Genomic DNA, 24,976 nt, shown 5'->3' on the forward strand with positions numbered 1-24,976 from the left:
TAATACAATTTCATTGTAGAGGGCTGGCCAACTTATCTATGGTGAAAAATATTGTGCTTTGACAAGTTTTATAGGGATAAGGCGAGTAACAAGATCACTATTTAAGTTAGTAGCACGGTTTAATTGGGTTAGCCAAGTATGCGTTATTTAATGGGGTGTTGAATTATGCTTACGTGTTCATTAAAGTGACAACATTCGAAATATAAATTAGCAGGTGATAAATGAACCAGTTAACTGAAAAATCAATAAGCTGCCCTTATTGTGGAGAAAGTATTGAAGTATTACTTGATGCAGCAGATATTGATGAGCAATACATAGAAGACTGCCAAGTATGCTGTAAGCCTATTTCGTTTGTAGTATTTGAAGATGAGGACGAGTTAAACGTTAATGTTTACAGTGAAGACGAAGCATTTTAACTCGTTAATTAGATATTAGGCTGCAAAATTGCAGCCTTTTTATTGTGTATGTGTTTGGTTAGCTATTTTGCTCACGCGCTAGCTGGTTAGGAAGAAGTTCTTCTACTATTTCGCGTGCTGGAAGTGTATAGCGTGTGCCGTCAAACATTACTGAGGTAAACTCGTTAATATTAGTAATGCCTGTTAAGGTCCAGCCTTCGCCGCGCTTTGGGCAATATACTGTGGTAGTGGGTTGTATTACTTGAAAATCGTCACTCATTACGTTCTCTTACTCTTTTTGCTTTAAAGATAATGCTTGTTAATGGGGTATGGTAAGTTAATAATGCCTGCCCATAAAGAGCTAATTTAACTAACCACTTAAATAAAATGTTTAATACCACAAAGCTTGAACGCGTTACGCTGCGTTTAATTACCCACAAACACGCTACGTGTTTATTTAATATTTTAAACCACCCGCATGTGTCAGAATTTAACGACTACGAAACACCGCTCAGCAAAACACAAATCAAACAATTAATACAAGATGATATTAGTGCTTACTACGAAGGCGAAGTGATTAGAGTCGCAATTGAACATAATACATCTGGAAAGTTAATGGGTACTTGTGGGCTTTATAATTTAACGCCGTGTAAAAGTAGTGCGTTTATAGGATTTGAGCTGCACCCCGACTTTTGGGATAAAGGCGTAATGTTTGAAGTAGTTACCGGTTTTATTGAAGCGCTACTTAAGGAAATTGCGCTTAAACATTTATCGGCTGAGGTGAGTGCACACAATGCACGTTCACATAATTTACTTATTAAGTTAGGTTTTAGCCTAAGAGAAAATTCTATTTGGCATAAATCACTTTAACTCAATACTACAATTATAAGTGCTTACCTTTTTTCAATCCTGAAAGGTCAACGCCTCCAAGTGTAAATTAAATACAAAAAATAACGGCTTTCTATTATAGTTAAGCGTAAGCAAATGAATTTGTTACCCGTGTTTTATTAAATATTTACGCTTAACAAGGATTTTATATGCTAGAAAAACTATCTCAAGATGCGCTTGTTATTTGGGCTACCATTGACCCAATAGGCACTATGGCGCTGTTTGCTGCGCTTACTTCTCATTTAACAGATCAACAACGTCGTAAAACAGCCTTTAAAACGGTTCTTTATGCTGGTTGCGTACTGTTGGGTTCTATTTTAATAGGGCAGCTAATACTTAATGCGATGGGAATTAGGTTGGTGTCGTTTCAGTTAGGGGGCGGAATTATATTGTTTTTGTTTGGCCTGCAAATGATATTTGGAAACGATTCTAACAAAGCTAAACAAGACCCCGATCACGATATAGCAGTGTTTCCGCTAGCTATACCCGCAACGGCGACCCCAGGCGCTATTTTGGCGGTGATACTACTTACCGACAACCACATACACCCAATTACTACTCAAATAGGCACAGCGCTTGTTACAATTGGTGTGTTGGGTATTACTTTAATACTGTTGCTGCTTTCGGGTAAAATAATTAAGCTTATTGGTACTGGCGGCGCGTCTATTTTAACGCGTGTGATGGGGATGATTTTAGCCGCGTTTTCGGTTGAGCTTATTATGACCGCGCTTGAAATAAAACAATGGGTTAAGCTCGATTAAATAACTCCTAAACATTTAAAGGAATGCCGCATGGCAATAAAAATAACAAAACACTATTTTATTAATTTAAGTTTAGCCGTAATCATTTTTGCTATCGGTATTTTAGCCATACGCTATTACAACCATTATGTATCGGCCTATACAGACGTAACAATTAACTCAAGCGTGCTTAATGAGTCGCGCAAGGTATTTATAAGATTGCCCGCTAATTACAATCCTAAAAAAGCGTATCCGTTAATTATTAAAACCGATGGAAACTTTAATTTAGATACATGGGACAAAGCACTTACAAAACAAGCTAAGAGCGAAAAAGGGGATAAGGCTATATTGGTGTCTATTCCTAATTTGTTTTTTACAGATACACGTAATCGCGATTTAGTGCCACCTTATGCTCGCCAAGATGTAAATACACAAGCGCGCCCAAAGGGCGAAACACTTATAGAGCCTAATGGTGAAGCCGACAAGTTTTTAGCGTTTATTGAAACTGAGTTATTCCCGTATTTATCGGCAAAATATAAGCTTAGTAATAACCGTGTATTAAGTGGTTTTTCGGCCGGTGGCAGCTTTGTACTTTATACACTGCATACAAGGCCTGAACTGTTTAATGGCTACTTTGCATTTAGCCCAGCGGCTTGGTATGACGACATGACAGTGGTTAATAATGTAGAAGCGTTTTTAACTACTCAAGCTAACAAAGTTAAGGCGCCTACTTATTTATATCTTTCGGTGGGTGGAGCAGAGCATCCGTTAATGTTAAAAGCGTTTAATAATTTAGAGTCTGCTTTCAAAGCAAACCCTAATAATAACCTTGCGTGGCAAAGCGCTATAAACGAAGGTGCTGAGCATTCAGATAATCCACCACTTAGTGTATCAAAGGCATTAGCTGGTTATAGTGCGTTTATTAAAAAGTAGGTTAGATAGGTTTAAGTGTTAACTGTATGCATATACAGTTAACACTATTTTGTGTATTTAGAATGCTCAATCAGTTTTATAGCACTTTACTTAGTTTAATATTATTAACGACTTACAAAGGAAAGTTGGTTTAATTTATATTTGCACAGGAAACACGAATACTGTGTTTATATACAGGGCGTAGCTATTGAGTTAGAATGCAGTACGTACCTATGAGCATATACACATCTATTTGTTACTGCTTTTAATCAGCCTTACGCCTTTGTGATCAGCTAAGCAGTGTAAGTACTTTGCAATTTCAATACAGTTTCACCATCGTTTTACACTCTTAATGCAGTTAATATAAATTAGCTGGTGGCTTTATAGTAAAAGAACACATCATACTAAATGTTGTTATAATGCTAAACTTAGCAATAGAGTTAAATTAGAAAAAAGTAATCAGTAAGGTAGTGCAAATAATAAAGCGGGAGGTTTAGATAAAAAAGAGCATTTATAAAAATGCTCTTTTGTAAGTTACTACTACTTTGCTTTGATCGGTTTAAAAAACAATACCAGTGCAATTATAAATGCTGAAACGCTACAAATTATAAATACGTTTTTTTCACCACCAGGTATGTACTGCATAAATGAGGTAAAAAACTGACCCGAAAATACAGCCATCGTAAAGTACGATAAGTTACGGCCGCGTACTTTCACATCACTGAGCTCTACCGTCATATGGTTTAAAAGCGGGATACTAAAACCAAATCCTATGCCTATTAATATTGCGCCTAAAATTAAAAGTAGGGTGCTTACTTGTGTAAAACAAATATACGATAAACTAAACGCTAAAAAGGCAAATGCCAAAACCTTGGGCTCACCAAGCTTCTTTGTTATTTTAGGCATAAAGCCTGCGGTAACTACAGCCACTAAAGATATAAATGCGAGTAGTTGGCCTATTTGTGACTCATTAAAGTTTTCCTCGTTCATTGTAATGGGCAGTAACACAGTAGACGTAAAAAATATGGTCATCGCGAGTGTTGAAATTACATAAACGCTTTTTAACGAGAGGCCATTGTTAGCTTTGTGGTGTAGATGTTCTGACACTTCATCGCTATTACTAGCCAGTGAGTTTTTACTTGGCACAAACAATAAAAGCATGGCCAAAAATACCCACGCTATTAAATAAAGTGAAAATGGCAGCGCCCAAAATTGCGACGCTAATAATCCGCCTAAAAATAAAAATATAACACCGCCTAACTCTATCGCCATGCCTTGTTTTGCAATCATGCCAAGGCGTGCTTCGCCTGTGTACCAAGCAGAAATTAAAACCGTACAACTTGCCATTACCACAGCAGTTATACCGCCGAGTAAAAATCGATTAGCAAATACAAGCGTTGGGCCTTTTAAAAAGTAAGCGCTGGCACCTGCAACCCCATATAAAAATAACCCAATTACTAAAAGTTTATAAGCTCCGTATTTATCTATTAATTTTCCTGCTAGCGGCGCAAAAACCACAGCGCCTAACGATGGCAACGTAATTAAAAGTACGGTGTTATCGGTTATACCTAATCCTTGTGAAATACTTACTAAACCTGGCGCAAGTAGGGTTCCCACCATAATAGTTAAGCTGGCGATACACAGTAATGTAAAGCTACCCGCTGTTTTTAACATACCCATTTTTACTCCTTAAGTTTTAAGCGATTACTTTTTAGCAAATGAATTAAAAATGCCACTTAGCAAAATAAATATAATGCTTACAGCAACAACGCCAGGCCATTGATAAAGTGCAAATGCTTTAACACCAACCATTGAGCCAACAGCGCCTCCAATGTAATAACCCAGCATGTAAATTCCATTTATGCGACTTTGCGCAGTGGGGTCAATACTAAAAACACGCACTTGGTTAGCCACTTGCGCACTAAATATGGCAAAGTCGATTAAAATAATGCCAATAACTAACGACGCTAAACTGCCATTAAACAAACCTGTAATAGCAAAGCCGATTGCCGCAAGCGTAAGTGCAATCATAATTAGAGCTTTAGATCCTAGTTTGCTGACCCATTTACCCGATGACTTAGCCCCAATTACGCCAGCCAATGCTATTACACCAAATAAACCGGCTTGTTGAGCGTTGTAGTTAAATGGCTCGTTACTTACATAAATTGCAAGTGTTGCCCAAAGCACGTTAAATGATGCAAACCAAAATGCGCCCGAAAGTGTAAAGTGCTGCAGTGATTTATGTTTAATAAACAACGCCAACGTACTTTTAATGAGAGGCCAGTAACGCAAATTAGTGTGTGGCTTATTGCTAGGTAAAAATACGCGCAGTAATATACCAAATAATGCCGCGAGTACTGCCGACATTAAAAATACATTTCGCCAACCAAATTGCTCACCTACAAACCCACTTAACGTTCTTGAAAGTAAAATACCGATGGTTAAGCCCATCATTAATGTGCCTAACGTGGCACCTTTTTGCTCGCTCGATACAAGCGATGCTGCAAAGGGTATTAATTGCTGGGTTATATTGGCGCTTACACCAATTAAAAATACCGATATAAGTAATAAAGGTAAGTTAGGTGTAAGCATTGCTGCACTACAAGCCACTACTAATAAGCACGATAAAATAGTAATTAAATGCCTGCGAGCAATCGAGTCACCCAAAGGAGAAATAAATAATAACGCAAACGCGTAACCAATTTGTGTAAGCGCGGGAATACTCCCAAGCTGCGAATCAGTTAAATTAAATTCGTTAGCTATAAGCGGTAAAATAGGCTGGTTGTAGTATAAGTTTGCTGCTGTTGCGGCAATTGCAGTGGTCATTAGTAATAAAATAAATCGACTTAATGACTGATTTTGTTTGGGTTTGGTCATAGCTGTCTTGTGTTGTTAACTCATGCCGCTATGGTATGAGTTCTCTACCTATAACAAAAATGATATTATTTTATAGAATCTATACAAATAGTGCATTTAAGGTGCGTAATGGATATTAAAACATTAAAAAGTTTTGTCAGCGTGGCTAAGCATCAGAGTTTTTCAGAAGCGGCCAAAGAGCTACACACCGTGCAACCTGCAATAAGTAGGCATATTGCACAGCTCGAAAGCGAGCTTGATGTTGTGCTGTTTATAAGAAATTCACGCGATGTTGCAATAACTCAAGCGGGTGAGCAGCTATTAAAAGATGCACGCGCTATTTTGGCTCTAGCTGACAAAGCTAAAACTCAGGTTAAACGTGCCCACAACGGGCAGGTAGGTACACTTAATATTGCGCACTTAAGCTCGGCATGTTTAACCTTTATGGCAGCACTGGTTCGAGAATATAAACAGCAATACCCAAGCGTACACGTTACATTGTTTGAAATGACTGCAACTGAGCAAATACATGCGTTTAAAAACGATTTAATTGATGTGGGTTTTTCACGGCCTTTACCTGATTCAATTAATGATGAATTTGTAAGTCATACTATTTATGTAGATTCATTGGTGGCCATCGTTAATCAAAACCATGCGCTGGCAAATTATAAAAATATTGATTTGGCTAAGCTAAAAAATGAACCCTTTATTATTTTTAATAGAGAGGAAGCAATTGGTCTTTTTGATGAAACCATTTTGCAATGCAAACAAGCTCATTTTTCACCGAACATTATTAGCCAACCTAGGCATATGCAAACATTAGTTACTGAAGTGGCTGCTGGCCTTGGTGTGGCAATTGCGCCTTATTGCGTACGTAAATTATATAGTGAAGGGTGCCATTTTATAAAACTGAGCGACGTACTCACGCAAATCCCGGTGCTATTACAAATTAAAAAAGCAGATACCAATGCGGCTGTTAATGCATTTGTTGAAATAGCCTTAAATGCAAAATTGAGTATTGAAAAAAGTATGGCGGAATAAAAAAAGCCCAGTTAAAAAAGTTAAAAGGGCTAAAAGGGTTGTGCTTAGGGAAGTTGTAGTCGTTTTTTAACTTATATTTAGAGCTTATATTTAGAACTTATATCTAAAACCAAATGCTATACCGTCATCTTCCGACTGCTCCATTTGTGCTTGTTGATCGTCGTTATCACTTTCAAAGTCGCTAAAGTCTTTACGCGCTTCTACGTAGGCAATAGTGTCTTCGTCAATTAAGTAGTGAAGGCCAATAACAGCAAACTGACGCTTAAATACATCGTCTGGATCGGCGTTAAAGTTTGGCTGAATTACGTAGTCATCACCGGCATCAAACACGTTGTAGGCAATAAAAGGGCGAAAATCGTTATCAAAGCGGTAAGATGCAAATGTTTCTACACCTATTGCGTCATCAATTAAGCGACCAATATTATCGGTGTCGTGGTTTTTGTTTTTATTTACGTTGGCAGCAACGTATAGGCCGGGCTTATCAATGTTGCCCCACATAATGCCTGCACCGTAAATTAAATCTTCAACATTGCGAGTAGAACCATCGCCAAACGTTAAATCAAACTCGCCACGGTTAATACCCGCTGTAAGCGTGAGCATATCGGTAGGGGTATATGTTACAGATGCACCAAATGTGTAGTTAAATTCAACTTCTTGGGCTGCACTATCGCCAGAGTTCCATAGCGTTTCGCATTCTTCTTCTGAAATATCGCTTACGTCACAGGTATAAAATTCGCTGTTTTTAAGCTGCGCTTGTACTGCAAAACTAAAATCGTTATAGCTATTGCGGTACTGCACTAACTTATCACCACGGCCAGTGCCATTTACAGCGCCATCGTCTTTGTTATAGGTGTAAACGCCAGCTGCATTACCATCCCATACAAAGCTATTATTTGTGCCATAAACTACGTCGTACCATGCACCCCATTGTTTACCAATGGTAAGTTGACCGTACTTTTCGTGTGAAAGGCCTGCGTAACCTAAACGGTTATACAAAAACTCGTCCTGAATTGATTCAAAACGATTATTATAAATTATATCGCTGCTGCCAACAGGGTTTACACCCCATTCTACGAGTGCAAGGGCAGTCCAGTCTTTCTTGAGCTTTCGGGTAAAGCCAAAGTTAATGCGCGAAGTACCGTTAACAACTTCGGTTTCGTTTTGTGTGTTAATTACACGCACATCAAGATATCCACCTACTTTTAGAGTGTTTTTATCATCTTTGTATAACTCTACCGCCGAAACAGCGGGTGCTAATACAATACTTGCGCTAATCAGTGTCGCTAATTTTTTGCTCATCTTGTGTGTTGCCCTGTGTAAATTTCAGTGTTTTTACGTAGGTAAAAATTCAGGTTCGAAGATTAACAAAGCAATAAACGGCTCAAAAGTGAAAAAAAATCAACAAAATTGGACGGCAAACTTAATTGACATTCACTCGAGGTTAATTTTGCTTTTCAGGTGTTGCTGAGGTTTGTTTTTTTAGTTGTTTTGTAGGTAAAAAGGATTAGTGATAAGTGGTGTGTTAAAATTCTAATTTGAATTAATTTCATCTTGATTAAAAAATAGCGACTAGTGCAAAAGCTCTAAAAGTGCTTTATTTTCATAAATATAACTTTTTATTGTTATAGGTTGTACAAAAATGAGTTAAGTAAACACACAAACACGTTAAAAGTGTTTTTACGCTAGGGTCTGTTGATCTTTGCGGATTAAAATTTGTTCAAACTAGGGGCTATTTAATCGCGGCGCGAGGTTTGTAACCTAGTGGGCTAAGTAAAAACCGAGCAACAAAGAGTAAATAGCCCCTAGGAAGACCCCTTTGGGCAGCGCCTGTTTGGCATTAATGCTACGTTATCGCCCATTTATGGGGAATAACCACACTACATAGACTCTGCCTTGCCTTAATACCAAACAGACTGCTGAAAATTTAACCTTAAAAGATCAACAGACCCTAATATATATACCAAATTCTAAACGCTCATATCGGTTTATTATGAATGTATTTATGAATTTTAATTTATCTAAATTGAATAATAATTTGCAAAAACACTAAATCTAATTTGTTATTTTAATTACGAGTAGCTCAGTGATAATAATTGCCTTAAACGACGAGGTTTGCCTTTAAACTTTCATAGAAAAACAGGCCATTTTGGTTTAAACTGCGCGCAATTTAAATACATCATTACTCCTTTGGAGGGTAGCGCTATTATTAGTACAGCTAATGTCACCATGCAATTTGGTGCTAAACCATTATTTGAAAATATCTCAGCAAAATTTGGCGACGGAAACCGTTACGGTTTAATCGGTGCAAATGGTTGTGGTAAATCAACATTTATGAAGATTCTAAGTGGTGAGCTCGAAGCGTCTTCAGGTAATGTAAGTACTGATCCAAATGAACGTGTTGCTAAACTAAACCAAGACCAGTTTGCCTACGAAGAATACTCAGTAATTGATACTGTGATCATGGGTCACAAAGAGCTGTGGAAAATAAAACAAGAACGCGACCGTATTTACTCTTTACCAGAAATGAGTGAAGACGATGGTATGAAAGTAGCCGATCTTGAAACTGAGTTTGCTGAAATGGATGGTTACTCTGCTGAATCTAAAGCAGGCGAGCTTCTATTAGGCGTAGGTATTGGCACAGACCAACACTTTGGCCCAATGTCAGAAATTGCACCTGGTTTTAAACTACGTGTGCTACTTGCACAGGTGTTGTTTTCAGACCCAGATATAATGCTACTTGATGAGCCTACCAATAACTTGGATATTTACACCATCAAGTGGTTAGAAGACGTGTTAAACCAACGCGACTGTACCATGATAATCATCTCGCATGACCGTCACTTTTTAAACTCTGTGTGTACTCACATGGCCGACATTGACTACGGTGAGCTACGTATTTACTCAGGTAACTACGACGAATACATGTTTGCAGCAACGCAAGCACGTGAGCAACTACTTAGCGAAAACGCGAAAAAGAAAAACCAAATTGCTGAACTTCAACAGTTTGTATCACGTTTCTCTGCTAACGCATCTAAAGCTAAGCAAGCAACATCGCGCGCTAAACGTATCGACAAAATTCAGTTAGACGAAGTTAAAGCGTCTTCACGCCAAACGCCGTTTATTCGTTTTGACCAAGAAAAGCAGTTATTCAGAAACGCGCTTGAAATGAATAACTTAACGCAAGGTTTTGAGGACAATACGTTGTTTTCTGGACTTGAAGGTTTAGTAGAAGTTGGCGAACGTATTGCTATTATTGGTGAAAATGGTGTTGGTAAAACAACATTACTTAATACATTAGCAGGGCGCTTAGCTCCTAAAGCCGGTGAGTTTAAGTTCTCAGAAAATGCAAATATTGGTTACTACGCGCAAGATCACGCAGATGAGTTTGCAACCGACATGAACTTGTTTCAGTGGATGGAGCAATGGCAACAAGAAGGCGACGACGAGCAAGTGGTTCGTAGCTTCTTAGGTCGTATGTTGTTCTCTCAAAACGATATTAAAAAGTCAGTTAAAGTAATTTCAGGTGGTGAGCAAGGCCGCATGCTGTTTGGTAAAATTATGATGCATAAACCAAACATACTGCTAATGGATGAGCCAACCAACCACATGGATATGGAATCTATTGAAGCGCTTAACTTAGCACTTGAAGCCTACGAAGGTACATTAATGTTTGTATCGCACGATCGTCAATTTGTATCATCGGTAGCTACCCGAATTTGGGAAGTTAAAGATGGTAAAATCATTGACTTTAGAGGCAACTACGCAGAATACCTAGCGAGTAAAGAAGCTTAATTAGCTATTTACCCGTTAACCCTAAAAAGCCATGTTTAAACATGGCTTTTTTTGTTTTTGTGGCTTTGTATTAGTCGCAATTAATATGGCTTTGGGTATAATACCCGGCTTAAACAGGACATAAGTCCGCTATTTTAAAAATACATTACTGAGGAGTATTTATGACTGTTGGCATTATTATGGGTTCTAAATCAGATTGGCCAACCATGGAACATGCAGCACTTATGCTTGAGCATTTTGGCATTAAGTACGAAACTAAAGTCGTGTCTGCACACCGCACTCCTCAATTACTTGCTGATTACGCAAGTTCAGCCGCAGAACGCGGTATTAAAGTTATTATTGCTGGCGCTGGCGGCGCGGCTCATTTACCAGGTATGGCTGCTGCTTTTACGTCGCTTCCTGTACTGGGCGTGCCTGTAAAATCAAAAGCATTAAATGGTGTTGATTCACTTTTATCTATTTGCCAAATGCCTAAAGGCGTTGCAGTGGGCACACTTGCAATTGGTGAGCCGGGCGCAGCAAACGCAGGTTTACTAGCCGCACAAATTTTAGGGTGTCAAAATCCAGAAATTTTTGCAAAAATTGAAGCGTTTCGTAAAGCTCAAACCGACACTATATTAGCTAATCCAAACCCTGCAGAGTAATAATGAATATTTTAATATTAGGTGCTGGGCAACTTGCACGTATGATGAGTCTTGCAGGCGCGCCGCTTAATTTAAACGTGGTTGCATACGATGTAGGCAGCAAGCAAATTAAGCATCCGCTAACTGGTGAGGTTTATAGCACGTCACTTGAGCAAGCAATATTAAACGCTGATGCAATTACTGCAGAGTTTGAGCACATTCCTGATGACGTACTAACACTTTGCTGTAACAGCAATAAGTTCTACCCAGGGAAAGCCGCTATTAAAACCGGTGGTGATCGCTCGCTTGAAAAAGCATTGCTTGATAAAACAAACGTAACTTGTGCGCCGTATCAATTAATTACTGAAAAAGCGCATCTTGAACACGCAGTTAAAATCCTAGGCAAGCCACTTGTTATTAAAACATGCCAAGCGGGTTACGATGGAAAAGGCCAATGGCGTTTAAAATCGGATAGTCAAATAGACGAAATTTGGTCACAAATGTCTGATTTTATTGCATCGGGCACCGAACTTGCGCCACATACAATTATTGCAGAAAAAATGATCCCGTTTGATCGTGAAGTATCTATTATTGGTGCGCGCGATAAACACGGTAACGTTGCTATTTATCCGCTAACAGAAAACGAGCATACAAATGGTGTATTAACGCTTTCTATTGCCGGTAAAAATAATCACAGCGTTGAAGCGCAAGCAAACGATGCATTTACAAAAATAGCAAACGAGCTTAACTACGTTGGCGTGTTAGCAATTGAGTTTTTTGATGTACAAGGCACGTTACTCGTTAACGAAATTGCACCGCGTGTACATAACTCAGGCCACTGGACGCAACAAGGCTGCCATTGCTCACAGTTTGAAAACCACATGCGTGCTGTTGCAGGTTTACCGCTTGGTAATACAGAGCTTAAACACATTACCGCGATGATAAACGTACTAGGGCAACCTAATATTCCAGCTGACGTACTAAAATACGCAGATGTGACTAGCCATTGGTACGGTAAAACTGCAAAACCAGGCCGTAAAATGGGCCATATAAACGTATCGGCCACTAGCATGAACGACCTAGCAGATAAATTAGGTGAGCTTACTGAATATTTACCTGAGCAAGACTACCCAGGTATTTTAAAAGCGGCGGCAAATTTAATCCTTCATTAAATGGCTAACCGTTTTATTAAATGCCGAGCTTGCTCGGCATTTTTTTTGTACTTAAAAAAAGCGCAAGGTTACCTAGATTGTGAAATAATGATTGAGTCTAAAATTTTACAGTGAAATTATTTAATGAAACTTAAAGCAATTTATAGCGCACTACTTGTTGCCGCTTCTTTTAGTCCTTTTTTTAGTAACAGTGCATTTGCATCAGACTCTCTTCGTGTTGCTACTTTTAATGTAAGTATGGATGCAACTAATCACACCCCTAAAGGTAAGCAAGTTAAAAGTGATGCTTTAGTTAATGCACTTAAAGCAAACCACCAGCAAATTAAGAACATAGCGGAAATTATTCAACGTGTTCGCCCTGATATTATTTTACTTAACGAATTTGATTACATCCCAAAAGAGCAGGGAATTGAATACTTTAATCAACATTATTTAAATGTAGGTCAGCAAAAACAAGCCGCTATTAATTACCCTTACTCTTATATTGCCCCTGTAAATACAGGCCTAGCCACTGAGTTTGATTTAGATAACGATGGCAAGAAAAATGGCGTGATGGGCGATGCACAGGGTTTTGGCTTTTTTGAAGGCCATTACGGTATGGCTATTTTGTCAAAATACCCAATCGATTTTGATAAAGTAAGAACCCTTCAAACCTTTAAATATAAAGACATGCCAAATGCACAAATGCCCGTAATGCCTAAAACAGGCGAAAACTGGTATAACGCACAAGAATGGCAAGCGTTAAGACTTAGCTCTAAATCGTTTTGGGATTTACCTATTAACGTAAATGATAAAACCATTCATGTTATTGCATCTCACCCAACACCCCCTGTATTTGACGGTGAAGAGGACAGGAACGGCAAACGTAACCACGATGAAGTAAGGTTAATTGCCGATTACGTTTCAAACGCTAAGTATATTTACGATGATAAAGGCGAAAAGGGCGGTTTAAAAACTTACTCTCGGTTTGTTATTTTAGGCGATTTAAATGCCGCACCAGAGGGCGATAAAGCCCGCACAAATACCACCGACCAACTACTTAAAAATCCATTGATAAACGCTCACTTTGTTCCAAAAAGTAAGGGCGCTAAAGAGCAGTATGCTGTGCCTTATGCACAAAATTACAGTGCTAATTGGCAAGCGCGTGTTGATTACGTTTTACCGTCAAACTACGGCTTAAAAGTTAAAGACGGTGGTGTGTTTTGGCCAACTAAAACGAGTAGTGAATATCGGTTAATTAAAGACAGAAATGCTTCAAGCGATCATCGACTGGTGTGGCTTGATTTAATAGTTGAATAACGCCTATTAACAGGGGATCCGCTAGTAAACTGAGCTTTACCCTGTTTAATGGCTATTTATCTTAAAAAATTGCAATAACTTGAGTGCTTCTGCTTAAATACGGCTTAATTATAATAACCGTATAGAAGCACTATGATTTTTAATTTTTCTTCATCTAAAACGTTAGTGGCCTTAGCTGTTGCCTCAAGTGTCATGCTTGCAGGTTGTAGCGCGACCGCTAACACCTCATCAACACAGCAAAGTGCTTTACCAGCAACATCGGTTGCTGCGGTTGTAAACACGCCAGCAGATATCGGCTCACAAAAAATAACGTTAGAACAAGCAATGGCTGATCCGGATTGGATGGGCAATCAGCCAGAGAGCGCTTATTGGGCTAGCGATTCGGCTACTATTATTTATGCTCAAAAAGAGCAAGGTAATACACTACGCGATTTATTTAGCCAATCTGTTACTAGCCAAACAGCAGAGCAAATTGCACTTAATAAACTTCATACTGTGGGTTCAAATAAAGCTGTTTATTCAAAAAATAAAACAATGGCGGCCTACACGTTTAAAGGCAATGTGTTTGTTAAAAACCTAAAAACCGGTGAACTTAAACAAATTACAGCGACATCAGCAAGCGAATCTAAACCACAATTTTTAAATAATGGCGATTTAGTTTACCGCCAAGGCAATGTGTTTTTTAAAGTTGATTTAAAAACAGGCTTAACGAGCGAGCTTGCTAACTTAAAACTTACTGATAAGCCAAAAGGTATTGAAGAGCCAAGTACGTATATTGCTAAAGAGCAGCATAAATTGATTAAGTTTGTGGCGCTTCAACAAAAAAATAAAAAAGATAAGCAAGCACGTAATGAGCAAATTAATGAACAAAACAATTCAATTGCTAACACGGCTTACTACTTAGGTGATGGTAATAAAGTTGCAGAAGCACAGCTTTCGCCAAATGGTGATGCGCTGTTAGTCGTTGTACAAAAGCAAACAGATTGGCGCGGTGATGGCGATATTATGCCTAACTACATTACAAATGACGCCACTATAGAACCTAAAAAAGCACGCCGCCGTGTAGCCGATGCTAAAGAAGAAACCTCAAAGCTTGTGTACATCAATTTAACTAACAAAGAGCAAACACCACTTAGCTTTAATACCTTACCGGGCTTTGATGAAGATGTTTTAGCCGCAGTTAAAAAAGAAAACTATGCACGCAAAGGTAAAACATATAAGTCTAAAAAAGCGCCTCGTGGCATTAACCTTATTATGGACTGGGGCTTTGATCAAAGCCCAATAGTATGGAACGATGACGGCTCGCAAGTAGCTGTCATGCTTGAAGCATGGGACAACAAAGACCGCTGGCTTGCGAACGTTGATTTTAAAAACAACAAACTTGTCTCGCAACATCGCCTGCATGACGATGCATGGATTGCTTACGCGTTTAACGACTTTGGTTGGTTACATAACTCAAACACGCTTTATTACCTATCGGAAGAGTCAGGTTACAGCCAGCTTTATAAAAAACCAATTAACGGTAAAGCAACCGCGCTTACACAAGGCCAATTTGAGGTTTCTAACTTAACGCTTACCAGCGACGACAGCGCAATTTATTATAAAGCGAATGTTGAGCACCCAGGTCTGTACGAAATTTACCGTGTTAACCCGCAAACAGGTAACAGCGAGCAAGTTACTGACTTAAATGGCATGACTGATTACACGTTAAGCCCAGATGAAAGCAAGTTACTCCTTAAGCACTCTACAATTACCATGCCTAATGAGCTTTATGTAGCTGATGCTCAAGCCAATACAAAAGCAACGCGACTAACCCATACTGTGTCGGATGAGTTTTTAGCTAAAAAGCTAACTGCCCCTAAAATTGTTGCTGTGCCATCGAGCCATACAGATCAACCAATATATGCAAAAGTATATTACCCAGCAGATTACGTTGAGGGTGAAGTAGGTAAAAATCGTAAAGCGATTATTTTTAACCACGGCGCGGGTTACTTACAGAATTCACATATGGGGTTTTCGGTTTATTTTCGTGAATTTATGTTTCATTCATTGCTAGCTGATGAAGGTTACATAGTAATGGATATGGATTACCGCGCATCTAAAGGTTACGGCCGTGATTGGCGCACCGCGATTTATCGTCAAATGGGCACACCTGAAACACAAGATTTAGCCGATGGCGTTAAATGGATGGCGCAAAATGCCAATGTTGATACCAAAGCAGTCGGCACTTATGGCGGCTCATATGGCGGCTTTATGACCTTTATGGCATTGTTTACCGCGCCTGAGTTATTTCAATCGGGTGCAGCACTACGACCTGTTACCGACTGGGCACATTACAACACAGGTTATACGGCTAATATATTAAACCATCCTGATGTTGACCCGATTGCATATGAGCGCAGCTCGCCAATTTATTACGCTGAGGGTTTAAACAAACGTTTATTAATTAACGCACCCATGGTTGACGATAACGTGTTTTTTCAAGACTCAGTGCGTTTAGTACAGCGCTTAATAGAGCTAGAAAAGCAAAACTTTGAAACAGCTATATTCCCTGTTGAACCACATGGTTTTGTACAGCCTTCAAGTTGGTTAGACGAATACCGACGTATTCATAAGTTATTTAAAGAAACGCTTTAATCTTTAATTCTTAAAGTATAAAAACAAAAACGCCGCATTGGTTTAGTTAACCAATGCGGCGTTTTTATTGGGTTGAACAAAATCTAACTTTATTTTTTCTTTTTAAAGTTCTTTTTAAGGAGCTCTATAGCCAGTGGTATGGCAAGCAGAGTCCCGCCAATTACACCAATTAAATGTGCGTCAATAGCCACAGTGGAGTTAATAAGCTTTCCAATATCAGCATTAGGGCCGCTAAATTGCTCAAACGCTATTTTAATCCATACGCCTACAAATAATAAATAACCCGACTTAAGCCCTACAGTTATGTCTTTAACTGCCCCCCAAATAATTACACCATGCAGCAGAGCACTTAATCCGGTGTAAATATGTATGTTTGGGCAAAACCAGTACACGCCGAGCCCACACCACAGTGCTAGCGCACTTGTGTTAAAAGCGTAGCGAGTAGGTGATGTGTATTCGCCATGTAAAAGCCATATTAATAAAACACCACTGGCATTTAATCCCAAATGAGCCCAATTAGCATGAACAAATTGGCTAGAAAAGATTCGCCACAGTTCGCCTTCATCAATTAGGCTTCGGTTAAATTCAAGTAAATTATTTAAATCAAATGCAGCAAAAATGGTACTAAATAGCAGCAGAATAATAGGCGGTAATATATAACGTGGTTGAATAGGTAAATTAAGCATTTTATTATATTTTTTTAGTCAAAATTTTTGCATATTGTGCCCGTTTAACTTTAAGATGCCAAATACAACTACGTAATTAAGTGTTTTTAGTATTTTTATGCATTTTAAACTTAACTCATTATTTGCCATTGGACTGTGCGCAGTATCACTGCCTTCATTTGCACAGCAAGCAACTCAAATTGAAACTCGCGAACCTGAAGCCGCTACTGGATTAATCCATAAAAAAGTGGTGCAAGGTGATAAATACATGGTTGCTGCGGCAAATCCATATGCCTCAAGAGCCGGTCAACAAATTTTAGCCCAAGGCGGCAGTGCCGTAGATGCTGCCATTGCTACTCAACTAGTGCTTACTTTAGTTGAGCCGCAATCGTCAGGTATTGGCGGTGGTACATTTATGATGTACTACAACAAAGCAAACAATAAGCTGACTAGTTTTGATGGCCGCGAAACAGCACCTGCAAATGCAGACGAAACGCTGTTTTTAGATAAGCACGGTAAAGCCGTTAAATGGATTGAAGCTGTAGTAGGCGGACGCTCTGTTGGTGTGCCTGGTATTTTACATGCCTTTGCAAGCGCGCATAAACAATACGGTACATTGCCGTGGGAAGCGCTTTTTAAACCGGCTATTGAACTTGCAGAGCAAGGCTTTGTAATTTCGCCGCGTTTACATGGCTTATTAGCACGCCAGTTAAACCCAGGCGTATTGAGTATGCCGATTATTAACGAATACTTTTACCCAAATGGTAAATTAATCGAAGCGGGTAGCGTTAAAAAGAATCAACCACTTGCTGATTTATACAAAGACATTGCAAAGCAGGGCATTGATGCATTTTACAAAGGCGAAAACGCTAAACAAATGGTTAATGCTGTACAGCACTCTAAAATTGCCCCTGGTAAATTAAGTGTGGAAGATTTAGCAGATTACAAAAGTAAAGAACGCGATGCGGTATGTATACAATACCGTGCTTATAACGTGTGTTCTATGGCGCCACCAAGTAGTGGCGGTGTAGCAGTACTACAAATGCTTGGCCTACTTGAGCATAAAGATATGAGTGCACTTAAACCAAATGGCGAAAAAGCGATTCATTACTTTAGCCAAGCTTCGCGTATTGCATTTGCCGATCGCGATATGTACATGGGCGATCCCGATTTCACTCAAGTACCTACAAAAGAGCTTTTAAACAAAGATTACATTGCCTCACGCGCTAAATTAATTACCGAAACAGACCAAAAAGCCGTAGCCGGTAATCCAGTAGGGTACTTAAGTTATGCAATGGATGATTCATACGAGTTACCTTCTACTTCGCATGTCTCTATTGTAGATAGTAAAGGTAATGCCGTATCAATGACCAGTTCAATTGAAATGGCGTTTGGCTCTACGGTTATGGTTAATGGCTTTATTTTAAATAACCAACTAACTGACTTTTCGTTATCGCCACGTAAAAACGGCAAGCTTGTAGCAAACCGTGTAGAGGCTGGTAAACGCCCGCGTAGCTCTATGTCACCGGTAATGGTATTTAATAAAGATGGCAGCTTACGTTTAATTGTAGGCTCACCTGGCGGTAGTCGTATCATAGATTACGTTGCACAAGTTGTTGTGGGTGTTATTGACTGGAATTTATCAGCACAAGACGCTATTAACTTACCGCGTACAACAAATCGTAACGATTACACCAGCCTTGAAAAAGGCACAACCATTGAAGCCATTGCGCCTGCGCTTACTAAACGTGGCCACAATGTACGTATTATTGATTTAAACTCAGGCTTACACGCAGTTGAAGTTAAAAATAATACCTTATATGGTGGTGCGGACCCTCGCCGTGAAGGTGTTGCGTTATCTGATTTAACTGATAATAACGCCACTATACAATTTTAAATTATGTATAATATGCATGTGGGCAGTGAAGCCCGCATGTATTTTCTCTCAATGGTCTGACTAGCTTAATTGTCGTTGCAATTAAACCTTTAACACTGATAATGACAGATCATAACTTAAGACTCCGTTAAAGCCTGGAAATATGACAACTAATACTGATCCTAACTACTTATATATTCATCATTCTGGCCCTGGCCTAATTGAAACACCGCTATTAAATAAAGGCAGCGCCTTTAGTAAAAAAGAACGCGAAAATTTCAATCTTGCTGGTTTACTTCCTCCTCGCTTTGAAACAATAGAAGAGCAAGTTGAGCGTTGTTATCAGCAGTATTCTAGCTTTACCGACAACCTTAATAAACATATTTACTTACGTGCGATTCAAGATAACAACGAAACACTTTACTACCGTTTAGTGCGTGACCACCTTGAAGAAATGATGCCAATCATTTACACGCCTACAGTTGGGGATGCTTGTGAAAAATTCTCAGACATTTATCGCAGCGCACGTGGCTTATTTATTTCGTATGAAGATCGTTACCAAATTGACGACATTTTACGCAACGCTACCAAAGGTAAAGTAAAAGTTATTGTTGTAACCGATGGCGAGCGTATTTTAGGCCTAGGCGATCAGGGTATTGGTGGCATGGGTATCCCAATTGGTAAATTGTCACTTTACACTGCGTGTGGTGGTATAAGCCCAGCATACACATTGCCTGTAATGCTTGATGTGGGTACTAATAACGAAAAGCTTTTAAACGATCCTATGTACATGGGTGCACGCCATAAGCGTATTGCTCAAGACGAATACGATGAGTTTTTAGATTTATTCATTAAAGCGGTTAAACGTCGCTGGCCAAATGTATTACTTCAGTTTGAAGATTTTGCACAGCCAAATGCAATGCCGTTACTTAAGCGCTACCGCAATGAAATTTGTAGCTTTAACGATGACATTCAAGGTACTGCGGCTGTAACGGTCGGTTCTTTACTTGCTGCGTGTCGTGTTAAAAATTCAACCCTAAGCCAACAAAAAGTAGTTTTTGTGGGTGCAGGTTCTGCTGGTTGTGGTATTGCTGAGCAAATTATTAGCCAAATGGTTTTTGAAGGTATTACAGAAGCTCAAGCGCGTAGCCAAGTATTTATGGTTGACCGTTTTGGCCTACTTTCAGAGGGTATGGAAGGCTTACGCGATTTCCAACAAGCACTTGCACAACCGCAAGGCTCGTTAAGTGATTGGACTTACAGCGGTGAATACGCATCACTTCTTGATGTTATGCACTGTGCACAACCAGACATTTTAATTGGTGTTTCAGGCCAACCTGGTTTGTTTACTGAGCAAGCTATTCGTGCAATGCACGCCGGTTGTGAACAGCCAATTATTTTCCCATTGAGTAATCCATCTAAGCAGGTAGAAGCGCATCCTGCTGATGTGATTAAGTGGACTGACGGTAAAGCGCTTGTTGCAACAGGTAGCCCGTTTGATCCGGTTGAACACAATGGCGAAACGTTCCCAATCCCACAATGTAACAACAGTTATATTTTCCCGGGTATTGGTTTAGGGGTTATTGCCGCTAAAGCGACACGCATTACAGATGCTATGTTAAGTGTGTCTAGCGAAATGCTTGCAGAGTCGTCGCCGCGAGCCAATACGGGTAAAGGTAGTTTATTACCAGCCTTGACTGAAATTGAAACGCTAAGTAAGCGTATTGCATTTGCCATTGCTAAAAAAGCAATCGAGGAGGGCGTTGCTCTTGAGATTACTGATGATGCGTTATGGGCAGCAATCGACAAAAATTACTGGTTACCAAAATACCGTAACTATAAACGTTGTAGTGTTTAATAACGTTTATACGTAATTAAAAGTAAACAGTGTTGTAGCGCAGTAACAACACTTAATAAAAAACAGGCAATTGCCTGTTTTTTTGTGCTTGTTCATATTTAATTAACCGCGTACGGTGTTTACTTGCTTTTACATAATTAAAGGATCGACTTAATGAAAACACTGACTCTTGTTTTAGGTAGTGCACTGGCTTTAAACGTACTTAGTTTTGATGCACTTGCGGCAGCGACTCCCGATGCTCCTCATATTTATGTTAAGGGCGAAGCGACTCTTACCACAATGCCAGATTACGTACAGCTTAGCGTAGGTATTACCGAAGTTGATAAAGACTTAATTGCTGCTAAAAATAAAACCGACTTAACCATCGCTAAAGCAATTAAGCTCGTAAAAGAAATTGGTGTTAAAGAGGGAGATATAAACGCCGGGCAAATCTCAATAAACCGTGATAGCCAATACAACCGCACTACCGGTAATCAAGAATTTAAAGGCTTTAAGGTTTCTCGTACATTAACTGTAAAGCTTAGCGATATAAATAAATACCCTGAGTTACTACAAAGCTTAGTTAACAACGGTATTAACGAAATTAATCAAACTCAATTTTTAGCAAGTAACTACAACGAGCTGCATAAAAAAGCGCAAAAGTTAGCAATTAAAGATGCACGGGATGCAGCAAAAGAGTTTAGTGAAGATTATGGCGTTGATTTAAAAGGATTATATAGCGCGTCACTAAGTCCACTCAATGTGCAGTCGCAGCCGTACATGCGTGCAGAAAAAGTAATGATGGCTGATAGCGCACCAAGTAACTATGTACCTGATGCCTACCATGCTGGAGAGATTAAAGTTACTGCCTCAAGCTATGCTGTGTACTACATAGATTAAAATATAGGTTCTTCCTAGGGACGATTAACTCTTTGTTGCCTACAGGATGTAGGTAAGGGGCGTGAGCAGGACGCGGAAGCTTTGCTCGGTTTTTACTTAGCCCACTAGGTTACAAACCTCGCGCCGCGATTTAATCGCCCCTAGATTGAACAAATTTCAATCCAAATAATTCAACACGCCCTAGTGGTGCTCAAAACGTGCCACCAACTTCTCACCTTGCTCTTGGCTGATACGCGCTATTGAGTTGAGCATATTAGTCACTTCGCGTCTGTCGTATTCATTAGTTACATGCTCATTTATGTCATCAACAATTGCATTTAAATAATTAAATAAACTGTTGCGTGCATCGGTATCTTTATGGGCAACAAACAAAATGTTTTTAAATGCCTCAAGCACGTTTGTCATTACGTATGCATCGCCTTTGGCGTAATTACGTAGCGGTGTAAAGTTGTCGTGTAATAACTCATCAAAGCTTGTTTCATGAAGGTACAACAATGGGGCATTATCACTGTGCTTAAACGAGTAGTTAATATCGTTAATTGACAGCCTTTGGATAAGTAAAATACTCAGCATATCAATTGATTTAACCGCAGTACCGGGATCGTTGATACCCGGGCTCATTGCCTTAACCGCAATTTCGGATATTTGCGTTAACCCATAACGGTAATGATCGCTAATGTACTCTTCTATATAAAAAATAAAGCAGTCGAGAATTTTATTTATCAACTCTTCATCGTTTGCTATATCTTTATTACATTTTAAAAACGGGTAACCTTTAACTGTAAAATAGCCTTGATTAACAGAGATATACACCTTTATATCTTGCTCTGCCAAAATGGCACACAGCTTATCGGTATGTACGCCTTTATAATACCCTTCCGTTTTACTGCTAACCGAATGCCACTTGCTAAAGTCTGGAAAGTCTTCAACTGGGTTCTCTTGTTGTCTTAGTATTATTGTTTTAATTTCGTTTTTAGTTTGGCTAAACAAGCCATTTAATACGTTATCAACCTGAATGGCGCGAGAGATTGAATGTATAAAAAATACAAATAAACCTAATGAAATCAAGCCAAAAACAAGTGCAAACAGCACACCAATTGAAGGAATAGCCGTACTGCCACCTTCAAGTTTATTAATGTTTATAAGCATAATAATTGAGTAAATTATGCTGCCTAAATAAAAGCCCAAAACCATTTGGTGTGATTTACGCGTAATAAGCCCAGGCACTACGCGGGGCGATAAACTCGCACTGGCCGAATTTAAAACCACCATTACCATCGAAAAACTAAACACGGTAAGCGAAATAATACTCCCCGCTAAAGTGCTTAAAATAGTACGCGCGTTTTCTGCGCTATCAACAAGTACAACTGATATAAACGATTTCAGCTGCTCAATAGGGGCTAAATATTCAACCGACATAGTTATAATGGCAAATACTAAAAAGCCCACTGAAAGCATAGAAGGGTAAAAGCCAATACTGTTAATCATTTCACGGTAACTGTCGGCTACTTTGCGAGGTACAAACATAAAATCCTTATGTATTTTTCTACTTACTTAATACCCTTAGCTTAGCATAGGCATTTATTAAACTTCTGATAATGCTGCTCAAATTTATATGTTATTATCACGCCCACAATAATAAAGCGCATGCTTATGCGATAAAAATAACAGGAAAACGCCGTGATCATTTCAACTTATGCTGCATTACTTGCATTCTTTTACATTTATTTGAGCTTTAACGTAATAAAAGTGCGCCGCGCGGAGCAGATATCACTTGGTGATAATGGTAACGCAACGCTACAACGTGCTGTGCGTGCCCACGCTAACTTTATGGAGTACGTTCCAATTGCTTTAATTTTACTTTTTTTGGCAGAGTACCAAGGGCTTGCTAGCCATTACTGTCATATATTAGGTGGTGCGTTATTAATAGGCCGTGTGTTTCAAAATTTAGGCATAGTAGAAAAAAGCCTGAAATATCGCCAAATTGGTACCATTACTACATTTTTAGTGATTATTGTTAGCGCCTTTGTATTGCTAGTGACACGCGGATAATTAAAGAAAAGTTAATGAGCAAAATATTTATAATAGGTTTACCACGTACCGGCACTACTAGTGTGTGCCACGCATTTTTAGAGCTTGGTATTACAACGGCGCATACCGCGTATACTAATGCTTGTTTTGAAAATGCTAACGCGATTGCCGACACTCCCATATTTAATGACTTTAAAGCGCTTGATATTCATTACCCAGACTCTAAGTTTATTTATTTAGAGCGCGAACTTGGTGCATGGCTTGTATCAATAAAACAGCTTTTAACGCGTATGCACACTAATTTAACCCGTGCAGACGGGGGCTTTAATATTCATATAAAACGTTGTTATTTAAATACGTTTAGTGAGCTTTCGCTTAATAATATTAGCGACGATAGTTACTTAGCAGACTGTTATAAAAAACATTTTAATGATGCTCAAACGTACTTTAATAACCGCGACAACGATTTTTTATCCATTGATATAGCAAAGCCTGATAGCTATAAAAAGCTATGCAATTTTTTAGCGTTAAAAAGTGATAAAACTGATTTTGAAAAAATGAATATGGGCGGCAAAGTTACCGCGTGGAACGATATTAAACACCCGTTAAAAGTTGAATCTACGGCTAAAGGACGGATAGATAAATTACTGCCTTACAAGATTTTTTAAATCAAATACGTTAAAATCCCCGCATTATTATTTAAGTTGTACAGAAAATGTTTGAATTAAAATACCACACCCCATTTGAATGGACCGAAGTTGTCCTTGCTGACTTTAATACTTTTTTACAAGATCACGCCGCTGCAGAAAAAAAAGCATCGGGTATGGCTATGTCTATGCTTTCGCATTATCCAGACAAACGTAAATTAGTAAAAGCTATGACCGACTTAGCGCTAGAAGAATTAATACACTTTAAACAAGTACTTAAATTGCTTTTAGAGCGAGATGTAAACTTAGGTGACGACAAAAAAGACCCGTACATAAAACAAATACGTGCACTGTTTAGACATGGTCGTGATGGTTTTTTAATGGACCGATTACTGGTTGGCGGTGTAATTGAAGCACGTGGCCACGAGCGTTTTTCTTTAGTTGCACAAGCACTTCCTGAGGGTAAAGAAAAAGATTTTTATGTTGCTATTGCTAAGTCAGAAGAAAAACATAAAAACCTATTTGTAGAACTCGCTTACGAATACTTTGAAAAAGAAGAAGTTGATGTTCGTCTAGAAGAGCTGCTTATAGCTGAAGCTAAAATCTGTGAAAGCATCCCGTTTACAGCCGCTTTGCATTAATTAAAACTAGCGTAAAGCGTACTT

At 39.0% G+C, this 24,976-nt stretch carries 22 protein-coding genes; 16 read left to right on the forward strand and 6 right to left on the reverse strand.

Annotated features, from left to right (window positions below; genetic code table 11):
• Positions 1 to 221: 221 nt before the first annotated feature.
• Positions 222 to 416, forward strand: coding sequence for a CPXCG motif-containing cysteine-rich protein (locus I6F42_RS15220; protein ID WP_024593951.1), 195 nt, complete (start codon positions 222 to 224; stop codon positions 414 to 416).
• 58 nt (positions 417 to 474) lie between these two features.
• Here I6F42_RS15220 and I6F42_RS15225 read toward each other — a convergent pair whose 3' ends face one another.
• On the reverse strand, positions 475 to 675 hold the full coding sequence (locus I6F42_RS15225; RefSeq protein WP_007586727.1) for a hypothetical protein: 201 nt from the start codon (positions 673 to 675) through the stop codon (positions 475 to 477).
• A gap of 107 nt (positions 676 to 782) precedes the next feature.
• Here I6F42_RS15225 and I6F42_RS15230 point away from each other — a divergent pair, with 107 nt between their 5' ends.
• The 3 genes from I6F42_RS15230 (at position 783) to I6F42_RS15240 (ending at position 2,956) form a co-directional block, all read left to right on the forward strand.
• Positions 783 to 1,265, forward strand: coding sequence for a GNAT family N-acetyltransferase (locus I6F42_RS15230; RefSeq protein ID WP_197152688.1), 483 nt, complete (start codon positions 783 to 785; stop codon positions 1,263 to 1,265).
• Between the two features lie 167 nt (positions 1,266 to 1,432).
• On the forward strand, positions 1,433 to 2,044 hold the full coding sequence (locus I6F42_RS15235) for a MarC family protein (protein ID WP_010552776.1): 612 nt from the start codon (positions 1,433 to 1,435) through the stop codon (positions 2,042 to 2,044).
• A 30-nt stretch (positions 2,045 to 2,074) separates the two neighbouring features.
• Entirely contained in the window at positions 2,075 to 2,956 is an 882-nt protein-coding gene (locus I6F42_RS15240; RefSeq protein WP_197152690.1) for an alpha/beta hydrolase, read from the forward strand.
• Between the two features lie 519 nt (positions 2,957 to 3,475).
• Here the strand turns inward: I6F42_RS15240 and I6F42_RS15245 are convergent.
• Entirely contained in the window at positions 3,476 to 4,615 is a 1,140-nt protein-coding gene (locus I6F42_RS15245; RefSeq protein WP_197152692.1) for an MFS transporter, read from the reverse strand.
• 24 nt (positions 4,616 to 4,639) lie between these two features.
• The gene (locus tag I6F42_RS15250; protein ID WP_197152694.1) at positions 4,640 to 5,812 is read right to left on the reverse strand and encodes an MFS transporter; all 1,173 of its coding nucleotides are present in this window, start codon (positions 5,810 to 5,812) and stop codon (positions 4,640 to 4,642) included.
• Positions 5,813 to 5,920: 108 nt separating this feature from the next.
• Here I6F42_RS15250 and I6F42_RS15255 point away from each other — a divergent pair, with 108 nt between their 5' ends.
• Positions 5,921 to 6,832 carry a LysR family transcriptional regulator gene (locus I6F42_RS15255; RefSeq protein ID WP_197152696.1) on the forward strand — a complete coding sequence of 304 codons (912 nt, stop codon included), beginning with the start codon at positions 5,921 to 5,923 and terminating at the stop codon, positions 6,830 to 6,832.
• A gap of 90 nt (positions 6,833 to 6,922) precedes the next feature.
• Here I6F42_RS15255 and I6F42_RS15260 read toward each other — a convergent pair whose 3' ends face one another.
• Positions 6,923 to 8,131, reverse strand: a complete 1,209-nt coding sequence (locus tag I6F42_RS15260; protein ID WP_197152699.1) for a porin — start codon at positions 8,129 to 8,131, stop codon at positions 6,923 to 6,925.
• Positions 8,132 to 9,034: 903 nt separating this feature from the next.
• Between I6F42_RS15260 and I6F42_RS15265 the strand changes: the two genes are divergently transcribed.
• The 5 genes from I6F42_RS15265 (at position 9,035) to I6F42_RS15285 (ending at position 16,355) form a co-directional block, all read left to right on the forward strand.
• A complete protein-coding gene (locus I6F42_RS15265; RefSeq protein WP_076916407.1) occupies positions 9,035 to 10,624 on the forward strand; it encodes an ABC-F family ATPase in 1,590 nt (529 codons plus the stop codon).
• Between the two features lie 161 nt (positions 10,625 to 10,785).
• Positions 10,786 to 11,268 (forward strand): 5-(carboxyamino)imidazole ribonucleotide mutase, encoded by a 483-nt coding sequence (purE, locus tag I6F42_RS15270; RefSeq protein WP_002962540.1) that lies wholly within the window; start codon positions 10,786 to 10,788, stop codon positions 11,266 to 11,268.
• Between the two features lie 2 nt (positions 11,269 to 11,270).
• Complete coding sequence (locus I6F42_RS15275; RefSeq protein ID WP_197152701.1) at positions 11,271 to 12,419, forward strand: 5-(carboxyamino)imidazole ribonucleotide synthase; 1,149 nt, start codon at positions 11,271 to 11,273, stop codon at positions 12,417 to 12,419.
• 123 nt (positions 12,420 to 12,542) lie between these two features.
• Positions 12,543 to 13,718 carry an endonuclease/exonuclease/phosphatase family protein gene (locus tag I6F42_RS15280; protein ID WP_197152703.1) on the forward strand — a complete coding sequence of 392 codons (1,176 nt, stop codon included), beginning with the start codon at positions 12,543 to 12,545 and terminating at the stop codon, positions 13,716 to 13,718.
• A 132-nt stretch (positions 13,719 to 13,850) separates the two neighbouring features.
• A complete protein-coding gene (locus I6F42_RS15285; protein WP_197152704.1) occupies positions 13,851 to 16,355 on the forward strand; it encodes a prolyl oligopeptidase family serine peptidase in 2,505 nt (834 codons plus the stop codon).
• 89 nt (positions 16,356 to 16,444) lie between these two features.
• On the opposite strand, the gene rrtA is transcribed toward I6F42_RS15285, so the two are convergent.
• The gene (rrtA, locus tag I6F42_RS15290) at positions 16,445 to 17,041 is read right to left on the reverse strand and encodes a rhombosortase (RefSeq protein WP_197152705.1); all 597 of its coding nucleotides are present in this window, start codon (positions 17,039 to 17,041) and stop codon (positions 16,445 to 16,447) included.
• 97 nt (positions 17,042 to 17,138) lie between these two features.
• On the opposite strand from rrtA, the gene ggt reads away from it, so the two are divergent.
• The 3 genes from ggt to I6F42_RS15305 all read left to right on the forward strand — a co-directional run bounded on the left by ggt (position 17,139) and on the right by I6F42_RS15305 (position 21,633).
• Positions 17,139 to 18,917, forward strand: coding sequence for a gamma-glutamyltransferase (gene ggt / locus I6F42_RS15295; protein WP_197152706.1), 1,779 nt, complete (start codon positions 17,139 to 17,141; stop codon positions 18,915 to 18,917).
• A 142-nt stretch (positions 18,918 to 19,059) separates the two neighbouring features.
• A complete protein-coding gene (locus tag I6F42_RS15300) occupies positions 19,060 to 20,754 on the forward strand; it encodes an NAD-dependent malic enzyme (RefSeq protein ID WP_197103534.1) in 1,695 nt (564 codons plus the stop codon).
• A gap of 153 nt (positions 20,755 to 20,907) precedes the next feature.
• A complete protein-coding gene (locus I6F42_RS15305) occupies positions 20,908 to 21,633 on the forward strand; it encodes an SIMPL domain-containing protein (protein ID WP_007586691.1) in 726 nt (241 codons plus the stop codon).
• A gap of 180 nt (positions 21,634 to 21,813) precedes the next feature.
• On the opposite strand, the gene I6F42_RS15310 is transcribed toward I6F42_RS15305, so the two are convergent.
• Positions 21,814 to 23,160, reverse strand: a complete 1,347-nt coding sequence (locus I6F42_RS15310) for a DUF2254 domain-containing protein (protein ID WP_165728638.1) — start codon at positions 23,158 to 23,160, stop codon at positions 21,814 to 21,816.
• 153 nt (positions 23,161 to 23,313) lie between these two features.
• Between I6F42_RS15310 and I6F42_RS15315 the strand changes: the two genes are divergently transcribed.
• Genes I6F42_RS15315 through I6F42_RS15325 form a run of 3 tightly spaced genes read left to right on the forward strand, consistent with a single transcriptional unit; the run spans position 23,314 to position 24,952 of the window.
• On the forward strand, positions 23,314 to 23,685 hold the full coding sequence (locus tag I6F42_RS15315; protein ID WP_007586689.1) for an MAPEG family protein: 372 nt from the start codon (positions 23,314 to 23,316) through the stop codon (positions 23,683 to 23,685).
• 14 nt (positions 23,686 to 23,699) lie between these two features.
• Positions 23,700 to 24,332, forward strand: a complete 633-nt coding sequence (locus I6F42_RS15320; protein ID WP_101216675.1) for a sulfotransferase — start codon at positions 23,700 to 23,702, stop codon at positions 24,330 to 24,332.
• A 47-nt stretch (positions 24,333 to 24,379) separates the two neighbouring features.
• The gene (locus I6F42_RS15325) at positions 24,380 to 24,952 is read left to right on the forward strand and encodes a tRNA-(ms[2]io[6]A)-hydroxylase (protein WP_007586685.1); all 573 of its coding nucleotides are present in this window, start codon (positions 24,380 to 24,382) and stop codon (positions 24,950 to 24,952) included.
• Positions 24,953 to 24,976 lie beyond the last annotated feature (24 nt).

It is taken from the genome of Pseudoalteromonas sp. SWYJZ12 (assembly GCF_015864395.1).
GTDB lineage: Bacteria > Pseudomonadota > Gammaproteobacteria > Enterobacterales > Alteromonadaceae > Pseudoalteromonas > Pseudoalteromonas arctica.

What these genes read in the sequence shown, in the direction of transcription:
- I6F42_RS15220 (WP_024593951.1), top strand. Translation starts at nt 222, where the DNA reads ATGAACCAGTTAACTGAAAAATCAATAAGCTGCCCTTATTGTGGAGAA.
- I6F42_RS15225 (WP_007586727.1), bottom strand. Translation starts at nt 675, where the DNA reads ATGAGTGACGATTTTCAAGTAATACAACCCACTACCACAGTATATTGC.
- I6F42_RS15230 (WP_197152688.1), top strand. Translation starts at nt 783, where the DNA reads ATGTTTAATACCACAAAGCTTGAACGCGTTACGCTGCGTTTAATTACC.
- I6F42_RS15235 (WP_010552776.1), top strand. Translation starts at nt 1,433, where the DNA reads ATGCTAGAAAAACTATCTCAAGATGCGCTTGTTATTTGGGCTACCATT.
- I6F42_RS15240 (WP_197152690.1), top strand. Translation starts at nt 2,075, where the DNA reads ATGGCAATAAAAATAACAAAACACTATTTTATTAATTTAAGTTTAGCC.
- I6F42_RS15245 (WP_197152692.1), bottom strand. Translation starts at nt 4,615, where the DNA reads ATGGGTATGTTAAAAACAGCGGGTAGCTTTACATTACTGTGTATCGCC.
- I6F42_RS15250 (WP_197152694.1), bottom strand. Translation starts at nt 5,812, where the DNA reads ATGACCAAACCCAAACAAAATCAGTCATTAAGTCGATTTATTTTATTA.
- I6F42_RS15255 (WP_197152696.1), top strand. Translation starts at nt 5,921, where the DNA reads ATGGATATTAAAACATTAAAAAGTTTTGTCAGCGTGGCTAAGCATCAG.
- I6F42_RS15260 (WP_197152699.1), bottom strand. Translation starts at nt 8,131, where the DNA reads ATGAGCAAAAAATTAGCGACACTGATTAGCGCAAGTATTGTATTAGCA.
- purE (WP_002962540.1), top strand. Translation starts at nt 10,786, where the DNA reads ATGACTGTTGGCATTATTATGGGTTCTAAATCAGATTGGCCAACCATG.
- I6F42_RS15275 (WP_197152701.1), top strand. Translation starts at nt 11,271, where the DNA reads ATGAATATTTTAATATTAGGTGCTGGGCAACTTGCACGTATGATGAGT.
- I6F42_RS15280 (WP_197152703.1), top strand. Translation starts at nt 12,543, where the DNA reads ATGAAACTTAAAGCAATTTATAGCGCACTACTTGTTGCCGCTTCTTTT.
- I6F42_RS15285 (WP_197152704.1), top strand. Translation starts at nt 13,851, where the DNA reads ATGATTTTTAATTTTTCTTCATCTAAAACGTTAGTGGCCTTAGCTGTT.
- rrtA (WP_197152705.1), bottom strand. Translation starts at nt 17,041, where the DNA reads ATGCTTAATTTACCTATTCAACCACGTTATATATTACCGCCTATTATT.
- ggt (WP_197152706.1), top strand. Translation starts at nt 17,139, where the DNA reads ATGCATTTTAAACTTAACTCATTATTTGCCATTGGACTGTGCGCAGTA.
- I6F42_RS15300 (WP_197103534.1), top strand. Translation starts at nt 19,060, where the DNA reads ATGACAACTAATACTGATCCTAACTACTTATATATTCATCATTCTGGC.
- I6F42_RS15305 (WP_007586691.1), top strand. Translation starts at nt 20,908, where the DNA reads ATGAAAACACTGACTCTTGTTTTAGGTAGTGCACTGGCTTTAAACGTA.
- I6F42_RS15310 (WP_165728638.1), bottom strand. Translation starts at nt 23,160, where the DNA reads ATGTTTGTACCTCGCAAAGTAGCCGACAGTTACCGTGAAATGATTAAC.
- I6F42_RS15320 (WP_101216675.1), top strand. Translation starts at nt 23,700, where the DNA reads ATGAGCAAAATATTTATAATAGGTTTACCACGTACCGGCACTACTAGT.
- I6F42_RS15325 (WP_007586685.1), top strand. Translation starts at nt 24,380, where the DNA reads ATGTTTGAATTAAAATACCACACCCCATTTGAATGGACCGAAGTTGTC.